Origin of the sequence: Metapseudomonas resinovorans (assembly GCF_002003485.1) — a bacterium.
Taxonomy (GTDB): Bacteria; Pseudomonadota; Gammaproteobacteria; order Pseudomonadales; family Pseudomonadaceae; genus Metapseudomonas; species Metapseudomonas resinovorans_D.
The window spans coordinates 157,595-176,472 of record NZ_BDMA01000065.1 but is presented as its reverse complement, the minus strand read 5'-3'; the positions used below and the strand labels follow the sequence as shown (position 1 = coordinate 176,472).

The 18,878-nt window shown below is 62.5% G+C and carries 16 protein-coding genes and 1 tRNA gene; 16 read left to right on the top strand and 1 reads right to left on the bottom strand.

The features are described 5' to 3' along the window. The first annotated feature begins 11 nt into the window (after positions 1 to 11). The 11 genes from MnOB_RS18440 (at position 12) to MnOB_RS18390 (ending at position 10,800) form a co-directional block, all read left to right on the top strand. Complete coding sequence (locus MnOB_RS18440) at positions 12 to 764, top strand: ABC transporter substrate-binding protein (RefSeq protein ID WP_077525679.1); 753 nt, start codon at positions 12 to 14, stop codon at positions 762 to 764. Positions 765 to 812: 48 nt separating this feature from the next. Beyond that, a complete protein-coding gene (locus MnOB_RS18435) occupies positions 813 to 1,508 on the top strand; it encodes an ABC transporter permease (RefSeq protein WP_077525678.1) in 696 nt (231 codons plus the stop codon). Beyond that, a complete protein-coding gene (locus MnOB_RS18430) occupies positions 1,505 to 2,194 on the top strand; it encodes an ABC transporter permease (protein ID WP_077525677.1) in 690 nt (229 codons plus the stop codon). The genes MnOB_RS18435 and MnOB_RS18430 overlap by 4 nt, the downstream gene beginning before the upstream one ends. Before the next feature lie 84 nt (positions 2,195 to 2,278). Beyond that, positions 2,279 to 3,493 carry a methyltransferase gene (locus tag MnOB_RS18425; RefSeq protein WP_077525676.1) on the top strand — a complete coding sequence of 405 codons (1,215 nt, stop codon included), beginning with the start codon at positions 2,279 to 2,281 and terminating at the stop codon, positions 3,491 to 3,493. A gap of 295 nt (positions 3,494 to 3,788) precedes the next feature. Continuing rightward, a tRNA-Thr gene (locus MnOB_RS18420) sits at positions 3,789 to 3,864 on the top strand. Between the two features lie 300 nt (positions 3,865 to 4,164). Continuing rightward, positions 4,165 to 5,229 carry a dTDP-glucose 4,6-dehydratase gene (gene rfbB / locus MnOB_RS18415; protein ID WP_077525675.1) on the top strand — a complete coding sequence of 355 codons (1,065 nt, stop codon included), beginning with the start codon at positions 4,165 to 4,167 and terminating at the stop codon, positions 5,227 to 5,229. After that, positions 5,226 to 6,098, top strand: a complete 873-nt coding sequence (gene rfbA, locus MnOB_RS18410; RefSeq protein WP_077525674.1) for a glucose-1-phosphate thymidylyltransferase RfbA — start codon at positions 5,226 to 5,228, stop codon at positions 6,096 to 6,098. The genes rfbB and rfbA overlap by 4 nt, the downstream gene beginning before the upstream one ends. Next, entirely contained in the window at positions 6,095 to 6,640 is a 546-nt protein-coding gene (rfbC, locus tag MnOB_RS18405; RefSeq protein WP_077525673.1) for a dTDP-4-dehydrorhamnose 3,5-epimerase, read from the top strand. Before rfbA ends, rfbC begins: the two co-directional genes overlap by 4 nt. Continuing rightward, positions 6,637 to 7,503, top strand: a complete 867-nt coding sequence (gene rfbD, locus MnOB_RS18400) for a dTDP-4-dehydrorhamnose reductase (RefSeq protein WP_077525672.1) — start codon at positions 6,637 to 6,639, stop codon at positions 7,501 to 7,503. Before rfbC ends, rfbD begins: the two co-directional genes overlap by 4 nt. 115 nt (positions 7,504 to 7,618) lie before the next feature. Further along, the gene (locus MnOB_RS18395) at positions 7,619 to 9,430 is read left to right on the top strand and encodes a sensor histidine kinase (RefSeq protein WP_077525671.1); all 1,812 of its coding nucleotides are present in this window, start codon (positions 7,619 to 7,621) and stop codon (positions 9,428 to 9,430) included. Further along, on the top strand, positions 9,427 to 10,800 hold the full coding sequence (locus tag MnOB_RS18390; protein WP_077525670.1) for a sigma-54-dependent transcriptional regulator: 1,374 nt from the start codon (positions 9,427 to 9,429) through the stop codon (positions 10,798 to 10,800). The genes MnOB_RS18395 and MnOB_RS18390 overlap by 4 nt, the downstream gene beginning before the upstream one ends. A gap of 283 nt (positions 10,801 to 11,083) precedes the next feature. On the opposite strand, the gene MnOB_RS18385 is transcribed toward MnOB_RS18390, so the two are convergent. Next, positions 11,084 to 11,446 (bottom strand): DUF5064 family protein, encoded by a 363-nt coding sequence (locus MnOB_RS18385; protein ID WP_077525669.1) that lies wholly within the window; start codon positions 11,444 to 11,446, stop codon positions 11,084 to 11,086. Positions 11,447 to 11,813: 367 nt separating this feature from the next. Here MnOB_RS18385 and arcD point away from each other — a divergent pair, with 367 nt between their 5' ends. The 5 genes from arcD (at position 11,814) to MnOB_RS18360 (ending at position 18,826) form a co-directional block, all read left to right on the top strand. Then, positions 11,814 to 13,241 carry an arginine-ornithine antiporter gene (gene arcD / locus MnOB_RS18380; protein WP_077525668.1) on the top strand — a complete coding sequence of 476 codons (1,428 nt, stop codon included), beginning with the start codon at positions 11,814 to 11,816 and terminating at the stop codon, positions 13,239 to 13,241. An 18-nt stretch (positions 13,242 to 13,259) separates the two neighbouring features. After that, positions 13,260 to 14,510: an arginine deiminase gene (gene arcA, locus MnOB_RS18375; RefSeq protein ID WP_077525667.1), complete on the top strand. Its 1,251-nt coding sequence runs from the start codon at positions 13,260 to 13,262 to the stop codon at positions 14,508 to 14,510. Positions 14,511 to 14,612: 102 nt separating this feature from the next. Next, a complete protein-coding gene (locus MnOB_RS18370) occupies positions 14,613 to 15,623 on the top strand; it encodes an ornithine carbamoyltransferase (protein ID WP_077525666.1) in 1,011 nt (336 codons plus the stop codon). A gap of 71 nt (positions 15,624 to 15,694) precedes the next feature. Beyond that, complete coding sequence (gene arcC / locus MnOB_RS18365) at positions 15,695 to 16,627, top strand: carbamate kinase (protein WP_077525665.1); 933 nt, start codon at positions 15,695 to 15,697, stop codon at positions 16,625 to 16,627. 291 nt (positions 16,628 to 16,918) lie between these two features. Then, positions 16,919 to 18,826 (top strand): beta-ketoacyl synthase, encoded by a 1,908-nt coding sequence (locus tag MnOB_RS18360; protein ID WP_077525664.1) that lies wholly within the window; start codon positions 16,919 to 16,921, stop codon positions 18,824 to 18,826. The last annotated feature ends 52 nt before the right edge of the window (positions 18,827 to 18,878 follow it).

Sequence of the window (18,878 nt, the reverse complement as noted above, 5' to 3'; positions counted from 1 at the left end):
CAAAGAGCGTAATGAAGAACTACAAGAAGATTCTGCTGGCTGCGGCCGCTACCCTCGCTTTCGGCACCACCGCCGTCGCCGCCGACAAGCTGAAGATCGGCACCGAAGGCGCCTATCCCCCCTTCAACCTGATCGATGCCAGCGGCCAGGCCGGCGGTTTCGACGTCGAGATCGCCCAGGCCCTCTGCGCCAAGATGAAGGCCGAGTGCGAAGTGGTCACCTCCGACTGGGACGGCATCATCCCCGCCCTGAACGCCAAGAAGTTCGACTTCCTCGCCGCCTCGATGTCCATCACCGAAGAGCGTAAGCAGGCCGTCGACTTCACCGACCCCTACTACACCAACAAACTGCAGTTCATTGCCCCGAAAGGCACTGACTTCAAGACCGACAAGGGCAGCCTGAAAGGCAAGGTGATCGGCGCTCAGCGCGCGACCATCGCCGGTACCTGGCTGGAAGACAACATGAAAGACGTTGTCGACATCAAGCTGTACGACACCCAGGAAAACGCCTACCTCGACCTGTCCTCCGGCCGCGTCGATGGTGTGCTGGCCGACAAGTTCGTGAACTGGGAATGGCTCAAGAGCGACGCAGGCAAGGACTTCGAGTTCAAGGGTGACCCGGTATTCGACAACGACAAGATCGCCATTGCCGTGCGCAAGGGCGACCCGCTGCGCGAGAAGCTGAACGCTGCGCTGAAGGAAATCGTTGCCGACGGCACCTACAAGAAGATCAACGACAAGTACTTCCCCTTCAGCATCTACTGACCTGCCCGTCCGGTGCCGCCCCTGCGCGGCACCGGCGCCTGAGCCCACATGACCCTCGATCTCTACGGATTCGGCCCTGCCCTGGTCGCGGGCACCCTCATGACCGTCAAACTGGCGCTTTCCGCGCTGGCGGTTGGTCTGGTGCTCGGCCTGCTCGGTGCATTGGCCAGGACTTCTTCCATCAAGCCGCTGCAATGGCTCGGTGGCACCTATTCCACCCTCGTGCGCGGGGTCCCGGAGTTGCTCTGGGTCCTGCTGATCTACTTCGGCACGGTCAACCTGATGCGCGCCCTCGGTGAATGGTTGGGCTATCCCGAGCTGGAGCTGAACGCCTTCGCCGCCGGCACCATCGCCCTCGGCCTGTGCTTCGGCTCCTACGCCACCGAAGTGTTCCGCGGCGCCATCCTGGCCATTCCCAAAGGGCACAGAGAGGCCGGTATGGCCCTCGGATTGTCCAGCGGACGTATTCTCTGGCGCGTGATCCTGCCGCAGATGTGGCGCATCGCCCTGCCGGGCCTGGGCAACCTGTTCATGATCCTGATGAAGGACACCGCACTGGTCTCCGTGATCGGCCTCGAGGAAATCATGCGCCGTTCGCAGATCGCCGTGACCGCCAGCAAACAGCCTTTCACCTTCTACATGGTGGCCGCCTTCATCTACCTGGGCCTGACCATCCTCGCGATGATCGGCATGCACTGGCTTGAGAAGCGCGCAAGCCGTGGCTTCAAGCGGAGCGCAGCATGAACTGGGAAGTCATCCTCAAATACCTGCCGCAACTGTCCCAGGGTGCCATCCTGACCCTGGAACTGGTTGCCATCGCGGTGATCGCCGGCCTGATCCTCGCGGTGCCAATGGGCATCGCACGTGCATCGCGCCACTGGTACGTGCGCGCCCTGCCCTACGGCTACATCTTCTTCTTCCGCGGTACGCCGCTGCTGGTGCAATTGTTCCTGGTCTACTACGGCCTGGCGCAATTCGAAGCGGTCCGCAAAGGCCCGCTGTGGCCCTACCTGCGCGACCCGTTCTGGTGCGCCGTGATCACCATGACCATGCACACCGCGGCCTACATCGCGGAAATCCTGCGTGGCGCCATCCAGGCCGTTCCGCCGGGTGAGATCGAGGCAGCCCGGGCCCTCGGCATGTCGCGCTTCCAGGCACTGGTCTACATCATCCTGCCGCGCGCCGCGCGCATTGGCCTGCCCGCCTACAGCAACGAAGTGATCCTGATGATCAAGGCCAGCGCCCTGGCCAGTACCGTGACCCTGCTGGAACTCACCGGCATGGCACGGACCATCATCGCCCGCACCTACTTGCCGGTGGAGATCTTCTTCGCGGCCGGTCTCTTCTACCTGCTGATGGCGTACGTGCTGGTTCGTGCCTTCCGCGTGCTTGAGCGCAAGCTGCGCGTGGATGCCCTGCAGGGCCGCTGACCTCGACCGCTCCTCGTCCCCGGATGAGGAGCGGCTTTGGTGGCGCTATAATCGCCGCCCCTGATTGCCAATCGCTTCGCCAGCATGACCAGCCCCGCGCCCCTCCGAGGCCCGCATTTGCGGGAACGCTTCGCCGCCCTGAATGAGTTCCTCCGCGAGCATCAGGCAATCTGGCGCCCAATCCCCTTTATCGAACCTCGCTTGCCCTGGGAAAACCAACTTCCCGAACTGGCCGCATGGCTCCTCGAACGCACCCTCGCCGATGCTGACGCCATCCACAACCATCCTGAAGAGCTCAACGCGCCAGCACCTTACCCACAGCTTGCAGCGCGTTCTGTCGAACTCTGCCGTCTAGGTGAGCTTCCCGCCGTACGTGCCGAGACGCTGCCCCACGCGTTCATGGTGGACGTCCCGGGACGTAAATGGCAGCAGATCGACGCTTTCGCCAGCCGACTTGGGTTTCGCCAGCCCCCTGAACACTGGCTCGACTGGTGCGCCGGCAAGGGGCATCTCGGTCGACGCCTGGCCCATGACGGCACACAGCTGACCTGCATCGAGCTCGACCCGCAGCTGGTCGCTGGCGGCCAGCAACTCAGCCAACGCCTGGGCCTCGCCGCCGAACACCGTGAACAGGACGCCCTGGCAGACGACGCCTTGCGCCACCTGACGGCCGAACACACTGTGGTCGCCCTGCATGCCTGTGGCGATCTCCACGTGCGCCTGCTGCAACTGGCCAGCGAGACCGGTTGCCGCCAACTGGCGGTCGCCCCTTGTTGCTACAACCGCATCCGGACGCCGGTCTATGAGCCACTCTCCGAGACGGCCAAGGCTTCCGCACTGCAACTCAGCCAGACCGACCTGCGCCTGTCCCTCAGCGAAACCGTCACCGCCGGCGCCCGCGTCCGCCGGCAGCGCGACCAGTCCATGGCACGCCGCCTGGCCTTCGACCTGTTGCAACGAGAACTGACGGGGGAAGACCGCTATCTTCCCGTTCCCTCCCTCGCAACCAGTTGGCTGGACAAGTCATTCCCGGATTTCTGCCGCGATCTCTGCGAACTCAAGCAACTCCCCACCCCTGCTGACCGCGACTGGCAGTCGCTGGAAACCGCAGGCTGGCAACGCCTTGCCATAGTCCGCAATCTGGAGCTCCCCCGCAGCCTGTTCCGCCGCCCCCTGGAACTCTGGCTGGTGCTGGATCGCGCCCTGTTCCTCGAAGAGCAGGGCTACCAGGTCACGCTCGGCAGCTTCTGCCCTTCCCAGCTCACGCCGCGGAACGTCCTGCTGCTGGCCGAGCGCTGAGCCTTACCCACAGAAGCTGTGGATAACATTGTTGATGAAATCTGGGCGAACCATTGAAATGCCTTTCTCTGCTCAATCGGAGCCTGGCGATCATTTTTTGATCTCACCAAGAAACCCGAATAAATACAGAAGCTTGCTAAATTCCGAGACGCAGCGCACAAATTTCCAGAACCGACGCACCAGAACACATCACCTTTGTGCATAAGCCGATGGCCGCTGATGCTGGAAACCTCCTCAACCTGCTTCGAAGAGGTTTACTCGCACCGCCCAATCGCTATAATGGCGGCCCCTTCTGGCCGGTATAGCTCAGCTGGTAGAGCAACTGACTTGTAATCAGTAGGTCCCGGGTTCGATTCCTGGTGCCGGCACCATAAAGTCCAAACGCAAAGACCCGCTCAGCAGCGGGTCTTTGCGCTTCCGCATACCGATTTATTCGTCAGTCCCCCACCGGAACATCCGCCTGCCCTGGATTGCGCAACCTGCAATGGGCACCAGACACAAAGTACCTCCGACTACTAACGGGATTCGAGCTGCGCCACTGGAGCAGTAACTCCACCAGCTTTTGGCAGCCAAGCTCCAGCTGAAGTAGCAGCCTACCTGAGGTACCATTGCGAGAATCTTTGACGGTACAGCGTCTGCCGGTTGGCAACATTCCGCGGAAGGAAATCTATATGCGAATTTTAGTGACCGGCGGAGCCGGTTTCATTGGCTCTGCACTTATCCGCCATCTCATGGTGGAGACGGCACACCAAGTCCTCAATGTGGATAAACTGACCTACGCGGGTAATCTCGAGTCACTGTTGGCAGTAGAGGACAATCCACGTTACGAATTCCTGCAGGCCGACATCGCTGACAGCGCGCAAATCACTGCTGCGCTTACACGCTTCCAGCCCGACGCTGTCATGCATCTTGCTGCCGAATCCCATGTCGATCGATCCATCGATGGTCCAGCAGCATTCATCCAGACCAACATCGTCGGCACCTATAGCCTGCTGGAAAGTGTCCGCGCCTATTGGCTTGGCCTTGATGCAGAGCGCAAGGCTGCTTTCCGCTTCCACCACATTTCCACCGACGAGGTATATGGCGACCTGCATGGCGCCGATGACCTCTTCACCGAAACCACACCCTATGCACCCAGTTCGCCCTACTCCGCCAGCAAGGCGGCCTCGGACCACTTGGTCCGTGCCTGGCAGCGCACCTATGGCCTGCCGGTCCTGTTGACGAACTGCTCGAACAACTACGGCCCCTATCACTTCCCCGAGAAGTTGATTCCGCTGATGATCCTCAACGCCCTCGAAGGGAAGCCGCTGCCGGTCTACGGCAATGGCCAGCAAATCCGCGACTGGCTGTTCGTCGAGGACCACGCGCGTGCGCTGGTCGAAGTGGTTACCCGCGGTGAGGTGGGTGAAACCTACAACATTGGCGGTCACAACGAACAAAAGAACCTCGATGTGGTTCGTGCTATCTGCGCCTTGCTGGACGAACTAGCGCCGCAGAAGCCGGCCGGTATCAATCACTTCGATGAACTGATCACGTTCGTCAAGGACCGGCCGGGACACGACCTGCGCTACGCCATCGACGCCGGCAAGATCGAGCGTGAGCTCGGCTGGAAACCTCAGGAAACTTTCGAGAGCGGTCTGCGCAAGACGGTCGAGTGGTACCTGTCCAACCTGGAATGGTGCCGTCGCGTGCAAGACGGCAGTTATCAAAGAGAAAGATTGGGAGCAACAGAATGAAAGGAATAATCCTCGCCGGCGGTTCCGGCACTCGACTGCATCCTATTACCCTAGGTGTTTCCAAGCAGCTCCTGCCAATCTACGACAAGCCGATGATCTATTACCCGATCTCGGTACTTATGCTCGCCGGCATCCGCGAAATTCTGATTATCTCCACACCTCAGGACCTTCCGCAGTATCGCAACCTGCTGGGTGACGGCAGCGCGTTCGGGGTGGCCTTCACTTATGCTGTCCAGCCATCGCCTGACGGGCTCGCACAAGCCTTCATCATTGGCGAAGACTTTGTAGGTGACGACTCCGTTTGTCTAATCCTTGGCGACAACATCTTCCATGGCACTTACTTCAGGGACATGTTGAAACGCGCCGCCAGCCACCAGACGGGGGCTACAGTCTTCGGTTACTGGGTGAAGGATCCGGAGCGTTTCGGCGTCGTTGAGTTCGATGGCGAGGGCAAGGCGCTGTCGATCGAAGAAAAGCCCAAACAGCCCAAATCGCCCTACGCGGTAACTGGCCTGTACTTCTACGACAATGACGTGATCAAACTGGCCAAGGCAGTCAAACCTTCCGCACGCGGCGAGTTGGAGATCACCGATATCAACAACGCCTATCTCCAGCGTGGTGATCTTCGCGTCGAACGTTTTGGTCGTGGTTTCGCCTGGCTGGATACCGGTACCCACGACAGCCTGCTGGATGCGTCGCAGTATGTGCAGACCATCGAACATCGCCAGGGTTTGAAGGTCGCCTGCCTGGAAGAAATTGCTTTCCAGAACGGCTGGATCACCAAAGAAAGGCTACTTGAGCAGGCCAAGGCCTTCGGCAAGACTGGCTACGGACAGTACTTGCTCAAGCTGGCCGGGGAGCATGAGTGAAAATCGTTGAGACTCAATTGACCGATGTTCTCGTGCTCGAGCCCAAAGTGTTCGGCGATGATCGCGGCTTTTTCTTTGAAAGCTTCAATGCTCGATCTTTTGCAGAAGCAACCGGCGTTACACGTGACTTCGTCCAGGACAACCACTCGCGTTCCCTGCGTGGTGTCCTGCGAGGGCTTCATTACCAGTTACAGCAGCCGCAGGGAAAACTGGTACGAGTAACCGCGGGTGAAGTCTTCGATGTTGCAGTAGATCTACGTCGCAGCTCGCCGAGTTTTGGCAAATGGGCCGGTATCGTTCTCTCCGCCGAAAACAAGCGCCAGCTGTGGGTCCCCGAGGGGTTCGCGCACGGCTTCGTGGTCCTCAGCGATTACGCCGAGTTCCTCTACAAGACCACCGACTACTACGCCCCTGAGCATGAGCGCTGCATTCGCTGGGACGATCCCGATCTCGCCATCGACTGGCCGCTGACCGAGGCGCCGCAGCTGTCCGCCAAGGACCAGGCCGGGGTCAACTTCCAGGACGCGGACCTGTTCGCATGAAGATTCTGGTAACCGGCAATAGCGGTCAGGTGGCGCGGGAACTCCAGCTCGCCCTCGCCGGCAAGGCAGCGGTCGTCTCCCTGGGGCGTGACCGGCTCGATCTTGCCCATCCCGAGCAGATTCGCCAGCAGGTCCGTGCCCTGGCGCCCGACCTGCTGATCAACGCCGCCGCCTACACCGCGGTGGACCAGGCCGAGACCGATGCGGACGCCGCCGTCGCGATCAACGCCACGGCCCCCGGCGTACTCGCTGAAGAGGCCGCCGCCCTCGGCATTCCGCTGTTCCACTACTCCACCGACTACGTCTTTGACGGTGCCAAGACCGGCCGCTACGTCGAGGACGACCCGACCCAGCCGCTGGGCGTCTACGGCACCAGCAAACTGGCTGGCGAACAGGCGATCCAGGCCGTCGGCGGGCAGTACCTGATATTGCGCACCAGCTGGGTTTATTCGCTGCACGGGCGCAACTTCCTGCTCACCATGCAGCGCCTGCTGCAGGAGCGCGAAGAGCTGCGCGTGGTGGATGACCAGGTGGGGGCGCCGACCTGGGCTGGCAGCATCGCCCAGGCCACGGCCCAGTTGATCGATCAGTGGCAGGCGGGCAATCGCCATTGGGGCGTCTATCACCTGACCAACCGCGGTGAGACCTCCTGGTTCGGCTTTGCCAGTGCCATCGCTGACCAGTTGAAAGCCGCCGGCAGGCCCTGTGCTCGCCTGGTTCCGATTCCATCCAGTGAGTACCCGACGCCGGCCCGGCGCCCGCTGAATTCGCGGCTGGATGGCCGCAAGCTGGCGAACGACTGGCAGGTCAGGCTGCCCGATTGGCGTACAGCCCTGGCCGAGTGCCTCCGCCAGCCGCGTTGACCCTCGGGGAGGCGCTCGCTCCTCCCCCGTGGTTTCCACCTCTCGTATCAGCCACGCCACGGGTCCCGGGCGTCGATGCCATAATGCGTCTCATCGACCGGCACACAGTGATCGCATGACTGCCACCCCCATTCCCCACCGCCCACGCTGGCGCAGCCTGGTGCTCTTGGCGCTGCTGCTGGCGCCGCTGTTCTGGCCGCTGCAGCATTTCAGCGAGCGCTACTACAGCGAGTCCCTGGCTGAGCAGAATCGCCAGACCCTCGACCTGTACGTCGCCAACCTGCTCGGCACCCTGCACCGCTACGAGGTGCTGCCGCCCATCCTGGCCGACCTGCCACCGTTGCGGGACCTGCTTGCCGCGCCCGATAGCGAAACCCTGCAGGCCGAAGCCAATCGCGTGCTGGCTGAAGTTCGGGGGAACACAGGGGCCGATGTGATCTACCTGATGAGCCCCGCCGGCCTCACCCTGAGCTCTTCCAACTGGGATCAGGCAGACAGTTTCGTCGGCCGCAGCTTTCCTTTCCGCCCTTACTTCCGCGAAGCCCTCGCAGGCAAGCAGGGCCGCTTCTTCGGCCTCGGCACCACCTCGCGCAAGCGCGGTTACTTCTTCGCCAGCCCGGTACGCGACGGCACACAGATCATCGGCATCCTCGTGGTGAAGGTGGATCTGGACGACGCGGAAACCCTCTGGGGCAAGACTCCGGAGCAGCTCATGGTGACCGATGCCAATGGCGTGGTGATCATCTCCTCGCGCAGCGACTGGCGCTTCCATGCCACGCGCCCGCTGGATAATGCCGAACGCTCAGCGATAGTCGCCAACCAGCCCTACCCGACCCAGGCGCCGCCACCGTTGAAACTGGACGACAGCGCCTGGCTTACCCAGAGCCGCGAGCTCCGTGAAACCGGGCTGACCGCCAGCATCCTGGCCCCGCGCCAACTCGTGGACCGCCAGGTGACTACCACTGTCGCCATTGGTGGCGCTACGTTGCTGACCCTGCTGCTGCTGCTCGGCCTGATGATGCAGCGCCGCCGTCACTACCTGGATCGCATCGCCCTCGACGCCAGTGCCCGCCGCGAGCTGGAAATGCGCGTGCTGGAACGCACCCAGGACCTCGAGGCGCTGAACAGCCGATTGAAAGACGAGGTGCTGGAGCGCGAGCAGGCGCAGCAGGAGCTGGTCAGCGCCCAGGACGAACTGGTGCAGGCGAGCAAACTGTCTGCCCTGGGCACCATGTCGGCGAGCATCAGCCACGAGCTGAACCAGCCCTTGGCGGCGATCCGCAGCTATGCCGACAACGCCGGGGTTCTGCTGGACCACCAGCGCCTCGACGACGCCCGCGGCAACCTGCGCCAGATCAGCGAACTGACCGGCCGCATGGCGTCGATCATCGCCCACCTCCGCGCCTTTGCCCGTCGCGATCGTCACGCACCGGAAAGTGTCGCGCTGCAGCCGGCCCTCGACGATGCCCTGGCCCTCGTCGCACAACGCCGCCGGGCCATGGACGTGGAGCTGATCCGCGATCTGCCGGACGCGCCGCTCTGGGTCCAGGCCGGTGAAACGCGCCTGCGCCAGGTTCTCGGCAACCTGCTCGCCAATGCCCTCGATGCGCTCAAGGAGAAACCTCATCCGCGGCGCATCTGGTTGAGTGCCAAAACCACTGCCGACGGTGTGGAGCTGCACCTGCGCGACAACGGCCCCGGCTTTTCCGAAGAAGCCCTGCGCCATGCCCGCGAGCCCTTCTTCACCACCAAGACCAGCGCCCAGGGCCTTGGCCTGGGCCTTGCCATCTGCGATAGCCTGATGCGCGCCCTTGGCGGCGAGTTGCTGTTCGCCAACCACCCTGACGGTGGCGCCCTGCTCACCCTGCGCATGCGCAACGCCGCCCCCGGCGTCATCCCACAGCCCCCTGAGGACCTCTCTGCATGACCAACGCCCTCGATGCCCGAACCCAGGTGCTGCTGATCGACGATGACCCGCACCTGCGCCAGGCCCTCAGCCAGACCCTCGACCTGGCGGGGCTCAAGGTGCAAGCCCTCGGCGATGCCCAGGGCGTGGCGGAGAAGATCGACAAGGATTGGCCGGGCGTGGTGGTCACCGATATCCGCATGCCCGGCATCGACGGCCTCGAATTGCTGAAGCAACTGCGCGAACGCGATCCCGATCTGCCGGTGTTGCTGATCACCGGCCACGGTGATGTTCCGCTGGCCGTCCAGGCCATGCGCGCAGGCGCCTATGACTTCCTGGAGAAACCCTTCCCCAGCGACCAGTTACTGGACAGCGTGCACCGCGCCCTGGACCTGCGCCGCCTGGTGCTGGAGAACCGCAGCCTGCGCATGGCCCTGTCCGATCGCCAGCAACTCAGCGGTCGCCTCGTAGGACAGTCGCCCGCCATGCAACGGTTGCGCGAGCAGATCGGCGCCCTCGCCGCCACCAATGCCGACGTGCTCATCCTGGGTGAAACCGGAGCCGGCAAAGAGGTGGTAGCGCGCGCCCTGCACGATCTGTCGGCGCGCCGCGACGGGCCCTTCGTCGCCATCAACGCCGGCGCCCTGGCCGAATCGGTCGTGGAGAGCGAGCTGTTCGGCCACGAGCAAGGTGCGTTCACCGGCGCGCAGAAGCGCCGCATCGGCAAGTTCGAGTTCGCCAATGGCGGCACGGTCTTCCTCGATGAGATCGAAAGCATGAGCCTGGACGTCCAGGTCAAGCTGTTGCGCCTGCTGCAGGAACGCGTCGTGGAGCGCCTCGGCGCCAACCAACTGATCCCGCTGGATATCCGCGTGATCGCCGCGACCAAGGAGGACCTGCGCCACGCCGCCGACCAGGGCCGGTTCCGCGCCGACCTCTACTACCGCCTGAACGTGGCCAGCCTGCGCATTCCGCCCCTGCGTGAACGCGGTGAGGACGCCCTGGCGCTGTTCCAGAATTTCGCCGACGCCGCCCGCAGTCGCCACGGCGCCGCCCCGCGCAGCCTCGATAGCAGCCAGCGCGCCTTGTTGCTGACCCACGGCTGGCCGGGCAATGTACGGGAGTTGCAGAACGCCGCGGAACGCTTCGCCCTGGGCCTGGACCTGAACCTGGACAACGCGCCCGCCCACTTGCCGAAGGTGGAAGGCGGCCTGAGTGATCAGGTCGAGGCCTTCGAGCGCGCGCTGATCGCGGCCGAACTGACCCGTCCCCATGGCTCGTTGCGCAGCCTGGCCGAAGCGCTCGGCCTGCCGCGCAAAACGCTCTCGGACAAGTTGCGCAAGCACAATCTCAGCTTCAGTGGCGGGAATCCCGCAGAAGAGCAGGACTGATCGGCAAGACTCCGCTCATCCGTTACTCACCTGGGCACGAAGGAGCCCGGAGCAGAGCGGTCGCCACAGGGTGGCACAAGGCTTGCCATCTAAACGGTAATCCCTGCAGTGCGCAGGGTCAGGAGGGTGGCCCCGCGAGGGTCTGGCCTCTCCCCAAGCCAGCCACAAGCCAGCCATGGGGTTCTCCTCTCGACGCCACGAGCCAAGCCCGGTGGCACCCCACCCAGCTACCCGCCGGGTGATCGAAGCCCGGCCCAGTGCCGGGCTTCTTCATTTATGAGGCTCATGGGCGTTCGAGTACAAAGCGTTCCAGGTCCACCGGATGACCGGGCGCAACGCCCAGCCTTTCCCGCAGGTCGGCATAGGCTTTTTCGAAGTCGGCGCGCAATTCGGGCATCGCGGCAAGCCCCGGGCGGAAGCCGTATTTGCGCAATCGCAACCCAGCGCTGTGAAGGAAGTTGTAGGCGACGTCGCCGTGCAGGGAAAAGCGCTCATGCACCGGTTTTCCCGCGATCTGCCCATGCAGTTCGAAGTTGACGAATGGGTCTCTTCCGCGTTTTTCGATGTCGTAATCCAGCGCCAAGTCAAAGGCCGGAATTCGTCCTACGGGCGCTCGACTGATGGCAATTTGTCCTACTTTGAACATGTTTCCTCCTCTCGAAATTTCTACCCCTTCCTAGTCCAAAAAACCCTCCTTATAGCGAAATCTCACTACAAAAATATGTAATTTCCTACAAGGAATATGGGCCATTTCTGTAGCAATCCAATTCGTGCAAGTTGCAACTTGAAGGCTCGGCAAAACCGGCTAGTTTGTATTAGGCATTGCCCGGGATGGCATGCCGAGCCCTCTAAATTGCTCGTTCTGGGCAGCGATCTGCAGTAACTCCCTCCCATCTACGACAGTAAGGAAATTGTCTGCATGACTCATTAGCTAGCTATTGATCTGGATCAGAACGCGGTCAACAGGCCAAGCGCTCAATAAGCACAGTTCCTACTCCGGATGGAGGTGCAAGATGTCTGAATCGTCCGACAAACTTAAACTAGGCGCCCTGGTCGCGCTGGTTGTCGGTTCAATGGTGGGCGGGGGTATTTTCTCGTTACCGCAGAACATGGCGGCCAGTGCCGATGTCGGCGCCATTCTTATCGGCTGGGGCATTACCGCGGTGGGCATGCTCACCTTGGCATTCGTCTTCCAGACCCTGGCCAATCGCAAGCCGAACCTTGATGGCGGGGTGTATGCCTACGCCAAGGCCGGATTCGGCGACTACATGGGCTTTTCCTCGGCTTGGGGCTACTGGATCAGTGCCTGGCTGGGTAACGTCGGCTACTTCGTGCTGCTGTTCAGCACCCTCGGCTACTTCTTCCCGATCTTCGGCGAAGGCAACACGCTCGCAGCCATCATCGGTGCCTCCATCGTCCTCTGGGCCGTGCACTTCCTGGTGCTACGCGGAATCAAGGAAGCAGCCTTCATCAACATGGTGACCACCGTAGCCAAGGTGGTGCCGCTGTTCCTGTTCATCCTCATCTGCCTGTTCGCCTTCAAGCTGGACATCTTCACCGCTGACATCTGGGGTTCGAAGAACATCGAACTGGGCAGCGTGATGAACCAGGTGCGCAACATGATGCTGGTCACCGTCTGGGTGTTCATCGGCATCGAAGGCGCGAGCATCTTCTCCGCACGGGCCGAAAAGCGCAGCGACGTCGGCAAGGCCACGGTGCTGGGCTTCGTCATCGTGTTGCTGCTCCTGGTACTGGTCAACGTGCTGTCCCTCGGCATCATGACGCAGCCGGAACTGGCCAAACTGCAGAACCCGTCCATGGCGGCGGTGCTCGAACACGTGGTCGGTCACTGGGGCGCCGTGCTGATCAGCGTCGGTCTGGTCATCTCCCTGGTCGGTGCCCTGCTTTCCTGGGTGCTGCTCTGCGCCGAGATTCTCTTCGCCGCAGCCAAGGACCACACCATGCCGGCCTTCATCCGCAAGGAGAACGCCAACCAGGTCCCGGCCAACGCCCTGTGGCTGACCAACGCCATGGTGCAGGTGTTCCTGATCATCACGCTGTTCAGCGCCAGCACCTACCTGTCGCTGATCTACCTGGCGACTTCCATGATCCTGGTGCCCTACCTGTGGTCCGCTGCCTACGCGGTGCTGCTGCCGCTGCGTGGCGAGACCTACGAGCAGGACGCCAAGGACCGCAGCAAAGACCTGGTCATCGCCCTCATCGCCCTGGTCTACGCCGTCTGGCTGCTGTACGCCGGCGGCATCAAGTACCTGCTGCTCTCCGCCCTGCTCTATGCACCGGGCGTGATCCTCTTTGCCAAGGCCAAACGGGAAGTTGGCCAACCGGTATTCACCAATGTCGAGAAGCTGATCTTCGCCGCCGTGGTAATCGGCGCGGTCGTGGCCGCCTACGGGCTCTACGACGGCTTCCTGACCCTGTAACTTGTAAGGAGACCTGCCATGTCCAAAGTAAAACTCGGCGTTCATTCGGAGGCCGGCAAGCTTCATAAGGTAATGGTCTGCTCGCCGGGACTCGCGCATATGCGCCTGACCCCCAACAACTGCGACGAGCTGCTTTTCGATGATGTGATCTGGGTAAACCAGGCCAAACGCGACCACTTCGACTTCGTCACCAAGATGCGTGAGCGCGGCATCGATGTACTGGAGATGCACAACCTGCTCACCGACATCGTGCAGAACAAGGAAGCCCTGAAGTGGATCCTTGATCGCAAGCTCACCAACGACCAGGTCGGCGTTGGTCTGGTTAACGAAGTGCGCTCCTGGATCGAAGGCCTGGAGCCGCGCAAGATTGCCGAGTTCCTCATCGGCGGCGTCGCCGGCTCCGACCTGCCGGAAAGCGAAGGCGTCAGCGCGATCAAGATGTATCGCGACTATCTGGGCCACTCCAGCTTCATCCTCCCGCCGCTGCCCAACACCCAGTTCACCCGTGACACCACCTGCTGGATTTACGGCGGCGTGACCCTCAATCCGATGTACTGGCCGGCCCGTCGCCAGGAAACCCTGCTGACCTCCGCCATCTACAAGTTCCACCCGACCTTCACCGAGGCCGAGTTCGAGGTCTGGTACGGCGACCCTGACAAGGATCATGCGGCGTCCACCCTCGAGGGCGGCGACGTGATGCCTATCGGCAACGGCGTGGTACTGATCGGCATGGGCGAGCGGACTTCCCGCCAGGCCATCGGCCAACTGGCCCAGGCGCTGTTCAGCAAGGGTGCGGCGCAGAAAATCGTCGTCGCCGGGCTGCCCAAGTCCCGTGCCGCCATGCACCTGGACACCGTGTTCACCTTCTGCGACCGCGACCTGGTCACCGTCTTCCCTGAAGTGGTCAAGGAAATCGTGCCCTTCGTCCTGCGCCCGGATGAAAGCCGCCCGTACGGCATCGACATCCGCCGCGAAGACAAGGACTTCATCTCGGTGGTCGCCGAGTCCCTCAACCTGAAGAAACTGCGTGTGGTGCAAACCGGCGGTGACGCCTTCGAAGCCGAACGCGAGCAGTGGGACGACGGCAACAACGTGGTCTGCCTGGAGCCCGGCGTGGTGGTCGGCTACGACCGCAACACCTACACCAACACCCTGCTGCGCAAGGCCGGTGTCGAAGTCGTCACCATCAGCGCCAGCGAACTGGGCCGCGGCCGTGGCGGCGGCCACTGCATGACCTGCCCGATCCTGCGCGACCCTATCGATTACTGAGTTCATACCCCTGGCGGCTCCCAACCCGGAGCCGCCCGCCCCGCCAGCCAAAAGCTGTTCTGACGGAGCCTGGTTTCAAGTTACTCACAAGGAGAAAGAATCATGGCTTTCAACATGCACAACCGTAACCTGCTCAGCCTCATGCACCACAGCACCCGCGAGCTGCGTTACCTGCTCGACCTCTCCCGCGACCTCAAGCGCGCCAAGTACACCGGTACCGAGCAACAGCACCTCAAGGGCAACAACATCGCGCTGATCTTCGAGAAAACCTCGACCCGCACCCGTTGCGCCTTCGAAGTGGCCGCCTATGACCAGGGCGCCAACGTTACCTACATCGATCCGAATTCCTCGCAGATCGGCCACAAGGAGAGCATGAAGGACACCGCTCGCGTGCTTGGCCGCATGTACGACGCCATCGAGTACCGTGGCTTCAAGCAGGAAATCGTCGAAGAGCTCGCCAAGTACGCCGGCGTACCGGTGTTCAACGGCCTGACCGACGAATACCACCCGACCCAGATGCTGGCCGACGTGCTGACCATGCGTGAGCACAGCGACAAGCCGCTGCACGAAATCAGCTATGCCTACCTGGGCGACGCCCGCAACAACATGGGTAACTCCCTCCTGCTGATCGGCGCCAAGCTCGGCATGGACGTGCGCATTGCCGCACCCAAGGAACTGTGGCCGACCGACGAGCACGTCGCCGCCTGCAAGAAGTTCGCGGAAGAAAGCGGTGCACGCATCCTCATCACTGACGATCCGAAGGAAGCGGTCAAGGGCGTTGACTTCATCCACACCGACGTCTGGGTTTCCATGGGCGAGCCGGTGGAAGCCTGGGGCGAACGCATCCAGGAACTGCTGCCCTACCAGGTCAACATGGACATGATGAAAGCGGCCGGCAATCCGCGCGTGAAGTTCATGCACTGCCTGCCGGCGTTCCACAACAGCGAAACCAAGGTCGGTAAGGATATCGCCGCGAAGTACCCGAACCTGAAGAACGGTATTGAAGTCACCGAAGACGTCTTCGAGTCGCCGTACAACATCGCCTTCGAGCAAGCGGAAAACCGCATGCACACCATCAAGGCGATCCTCGTTTCGACCCTCGCCGACATGTAAGTCCCGATACGCCCCGGACCGCGACGCGCTCGCCGGTCCGGGACGCATTCCATCCCCAGGAGGAAATCAATATGCGTATCGTCGTCGCATTGGGCGGTAACGCCTTGCTGCGTCGTGGCGAGCCCATGACTGCCGACAACCAGCGCGCCAACGTCAAGATCGCCGCCGAGCAGATTGCCAAGGTCGCGCCGGGCAACGAACTGGTAATCGCCCACGGCAACGGCCCGCAGGTCGGCCTGCTGGCGCTGCAGGGCGCTTCGTACGACAAGGTCGCGCCCTACCCGCTGGACGTTCTCGGCGCAGAGACCGAAGGCATGATCGGCTACATGATCGAACAGGAAATGGGCAACCTGCTGCCGTTCGAAGTGCCGTTCGCCACCATCCTCACCCAGGTCGAAGTCGATGCCAAAGACCCGGCCTTCCAGAATCCGACCAAACCCATCGGCCCGGTCTACTCCAAGGAGGAGGCGGAAGCCCTGGCCAAGGAGAAGGGCTGGAGCATCGCCCCCGACGGCGACAAGTTCCGCCGTGTGGTCGCCAGCCCGCGTCCGAAGCGCATCTTCGAGATTCGCCCGGTCAAATGGCTGCTGGAGAAAGGCACCATCGTCATCTGCGCAGGCGGTGGCGGCATCCCGACCATGTACGACGAGTCGGGCAAGAAGCTCTCCGGCGTCGAGGCGGTAATCGACAAGGACCTCTGCTCCTCGTTGCTGGCCCAGGAGCTCAATGCCGACGTGCTGATCATCGCCACCGACGTGGACGCGGCCTATATCGACTGGGGCAAGCCCACTCAGAAAGCCATCGCCCAGGCCCACCCGGACGAACTGGAACGCCTCGGCTTCGCCGCTGGCTCCATGGGTCCGAAAGTCCAGGCCGCCATGGAGTTCGCCCGCAGCACCGGCAAGGATGCGGTCATCGGCTCCCTGGAAAACATCGTCGCGATCACCGAAGGCAAGTCCGGTACCCGCATCAGCACCAGCAAGACCGGTATCGAATACCGCTGATCCGCAATCGCCACTACCCTGTGGGAGCGAATTCATTCGCGAATGAATTCGCTCCCACAAACGATTTTTCCCTTTCGTCCGCTACTCCCAAACTCCCGCCGAATGACCAAAGGAGTGACTTGATAGTCACACCCCGCGTCAGGTAGACATCCCGTTCATTCGAGCTGCCACCTGGCTCATGCCACCTGGCCCATGACGCTTGACCCCGCAAATTGCCGCCCCGACACGCGGCGCCCCGTGGGCAAGCCATCCCGCCGGCATGAGATGGTCTTTTTGAGGAGTTTCCGAGAGATGTCCCGACTTCCAGTGATTGTGGGTTTTGGCGGCTACAACGCGGCTGGGCGAAGCTCGTTCCACCACGGCTTCCGCCGCATCGTGATCGAGACCCTGGACGCCCAGGCCCGTCAGGAAACCCTGGCCGGCCTCGCTGTGATGACAAAGCTGGTATCGGTGACCGATGGCCAGTATCTCGATGCCGACGGCAAGGTCCTGACCCTGGCAGAGATCGAAGCCCGCTACGCCGCCGAGATCCTCGACGCGACCCTGGTTCGCCGCATCGGCAAGCAGCACCTGGATGTAGACGCCGCTCACTGGCACAAGAACCTCAGTGTTTCGGCCACCGATGGCCAGGCCCTCAACTTCATCACCTCGCGCAAACAACTCCCCGAGCCGCTGCCGGCCAACTGGGACGTGGAAACCCTGGACAACGGTGAAGTGCGCGTGACCCTGAAGGGCACCTCCGACTTCAAGGTGGACAGCTACCGCGAGCTGCCGGTGAAGTCCGCCGGCCAACTGCCCACCGGTTTCGAGCCGGGTGAGCTGTACAACTCCCGCTTCCACCCGCGCGGCCTGCAGATGTCGGTGGTCGCGGCGACCGACGCCATCCGTTCCATCGGCCTGCCGTGGAAGGACATCGTCGACCGCGTGCAGCCCGACGAAATCGCCGTGTTCTCCGGCAGCATCATGAGCCAGCTGGACGAGTTCGGATTCGGCGGCATGATGCAGTCGCGCCTCAAGGGCAGCCGCGTCACCGCCAAGCAGTGTCCGCTTGGCCTGAACACCATGCCCGCCGACTTCATCAACGCCTACGTGCTGGGCAGCGTCGGCACCACCGGCAGCGTCACCGGTGCGTGCGCCACCTTCCTCTACAACCTGCAGAAGGGCATCGAGCTCATCACCTCCGGCCATGCCCGTGTGGTCCTGGTGGGCAACGCCGAGGCGCCCATCAATCAGGAATGCATCGACGGCTACGGCGCCATGGGCGCCCTGGCGACCGAGGAAGGCCTGCGCCAGGTCGGCGGCCGCGAGGACGTCGACTTCCAACGCGCCAGCCGCCCCTTCGGCGAAAACTGTGGCTTCACCCTGGCCGAGTCCAGCCAGTACGTGGTGCTGATGGACGACGCGCTGGCCCTGGAACTGGGCGCGGATATCCATGGCGCAGTGACCGATGTGTTCATCAACGCCGACGGCTTCAAGAAATCCATCTCCGCTCCCGGCCCGGGCAACTACCTGACCCTGGCCAAGGCCGTGGCTGCCGCCACCCAGCTGATCGGCCCGGATGGCGTGCGCGAGCGCAGCTTCGTCCATGCCCACGGCTCCAGCACCCCGGCCAACCGCGTCACCGAATCCGAGCTGCTGGACCGCGTTGCCGGTGCGTTCGGCATCGAAGGATGGCCTGTTGCGGCGGTCAAGGCCTACGTCGGTCACTCCCTGGCCACCGCCAGTGGCGACCAGGTGATCGCTGCCCTGGGCACCTTCAAGTACGGCATCCTGCCCGGCATCAAGACCATCGACCGCGTGGCGGACGACGTGCACCGCCAGCACCTGTCAATCGAAACCCGCGACCGGGTCCTGGGCGATCACCACCTGGACGTCTGCTTCATCAACTCCAAGGGCTTCGGCGGCAACAACGCCACCGGCGTGGTCATTTCCCCGCGCCTGGCCGAGAAGATGCTGAAAAAGCGCCATGGCGAAGCGGCCTTCTCCGCCTACAGCGCCAAGCGCGAGCAGACCCGCGCCAACGCCGAGGAGTACGATCGCCGCGCGCGCCTGGGCGAGCTGGACATCATCTACAACTTCGGCAACGACCTGATTGACGAGCAACAGATCGAACTGAGCCCCGAAGGTATCCAGGTTCCCGGCTTCGCCCAGACCCTGCGCTACAAGAAAGACGAGCGCTTCGCCGATATGCTCGACTGAGGCGATTTCTGTGGAAAACCGTAGGATGGGTAGAGCCTGCGAAACCCATCGA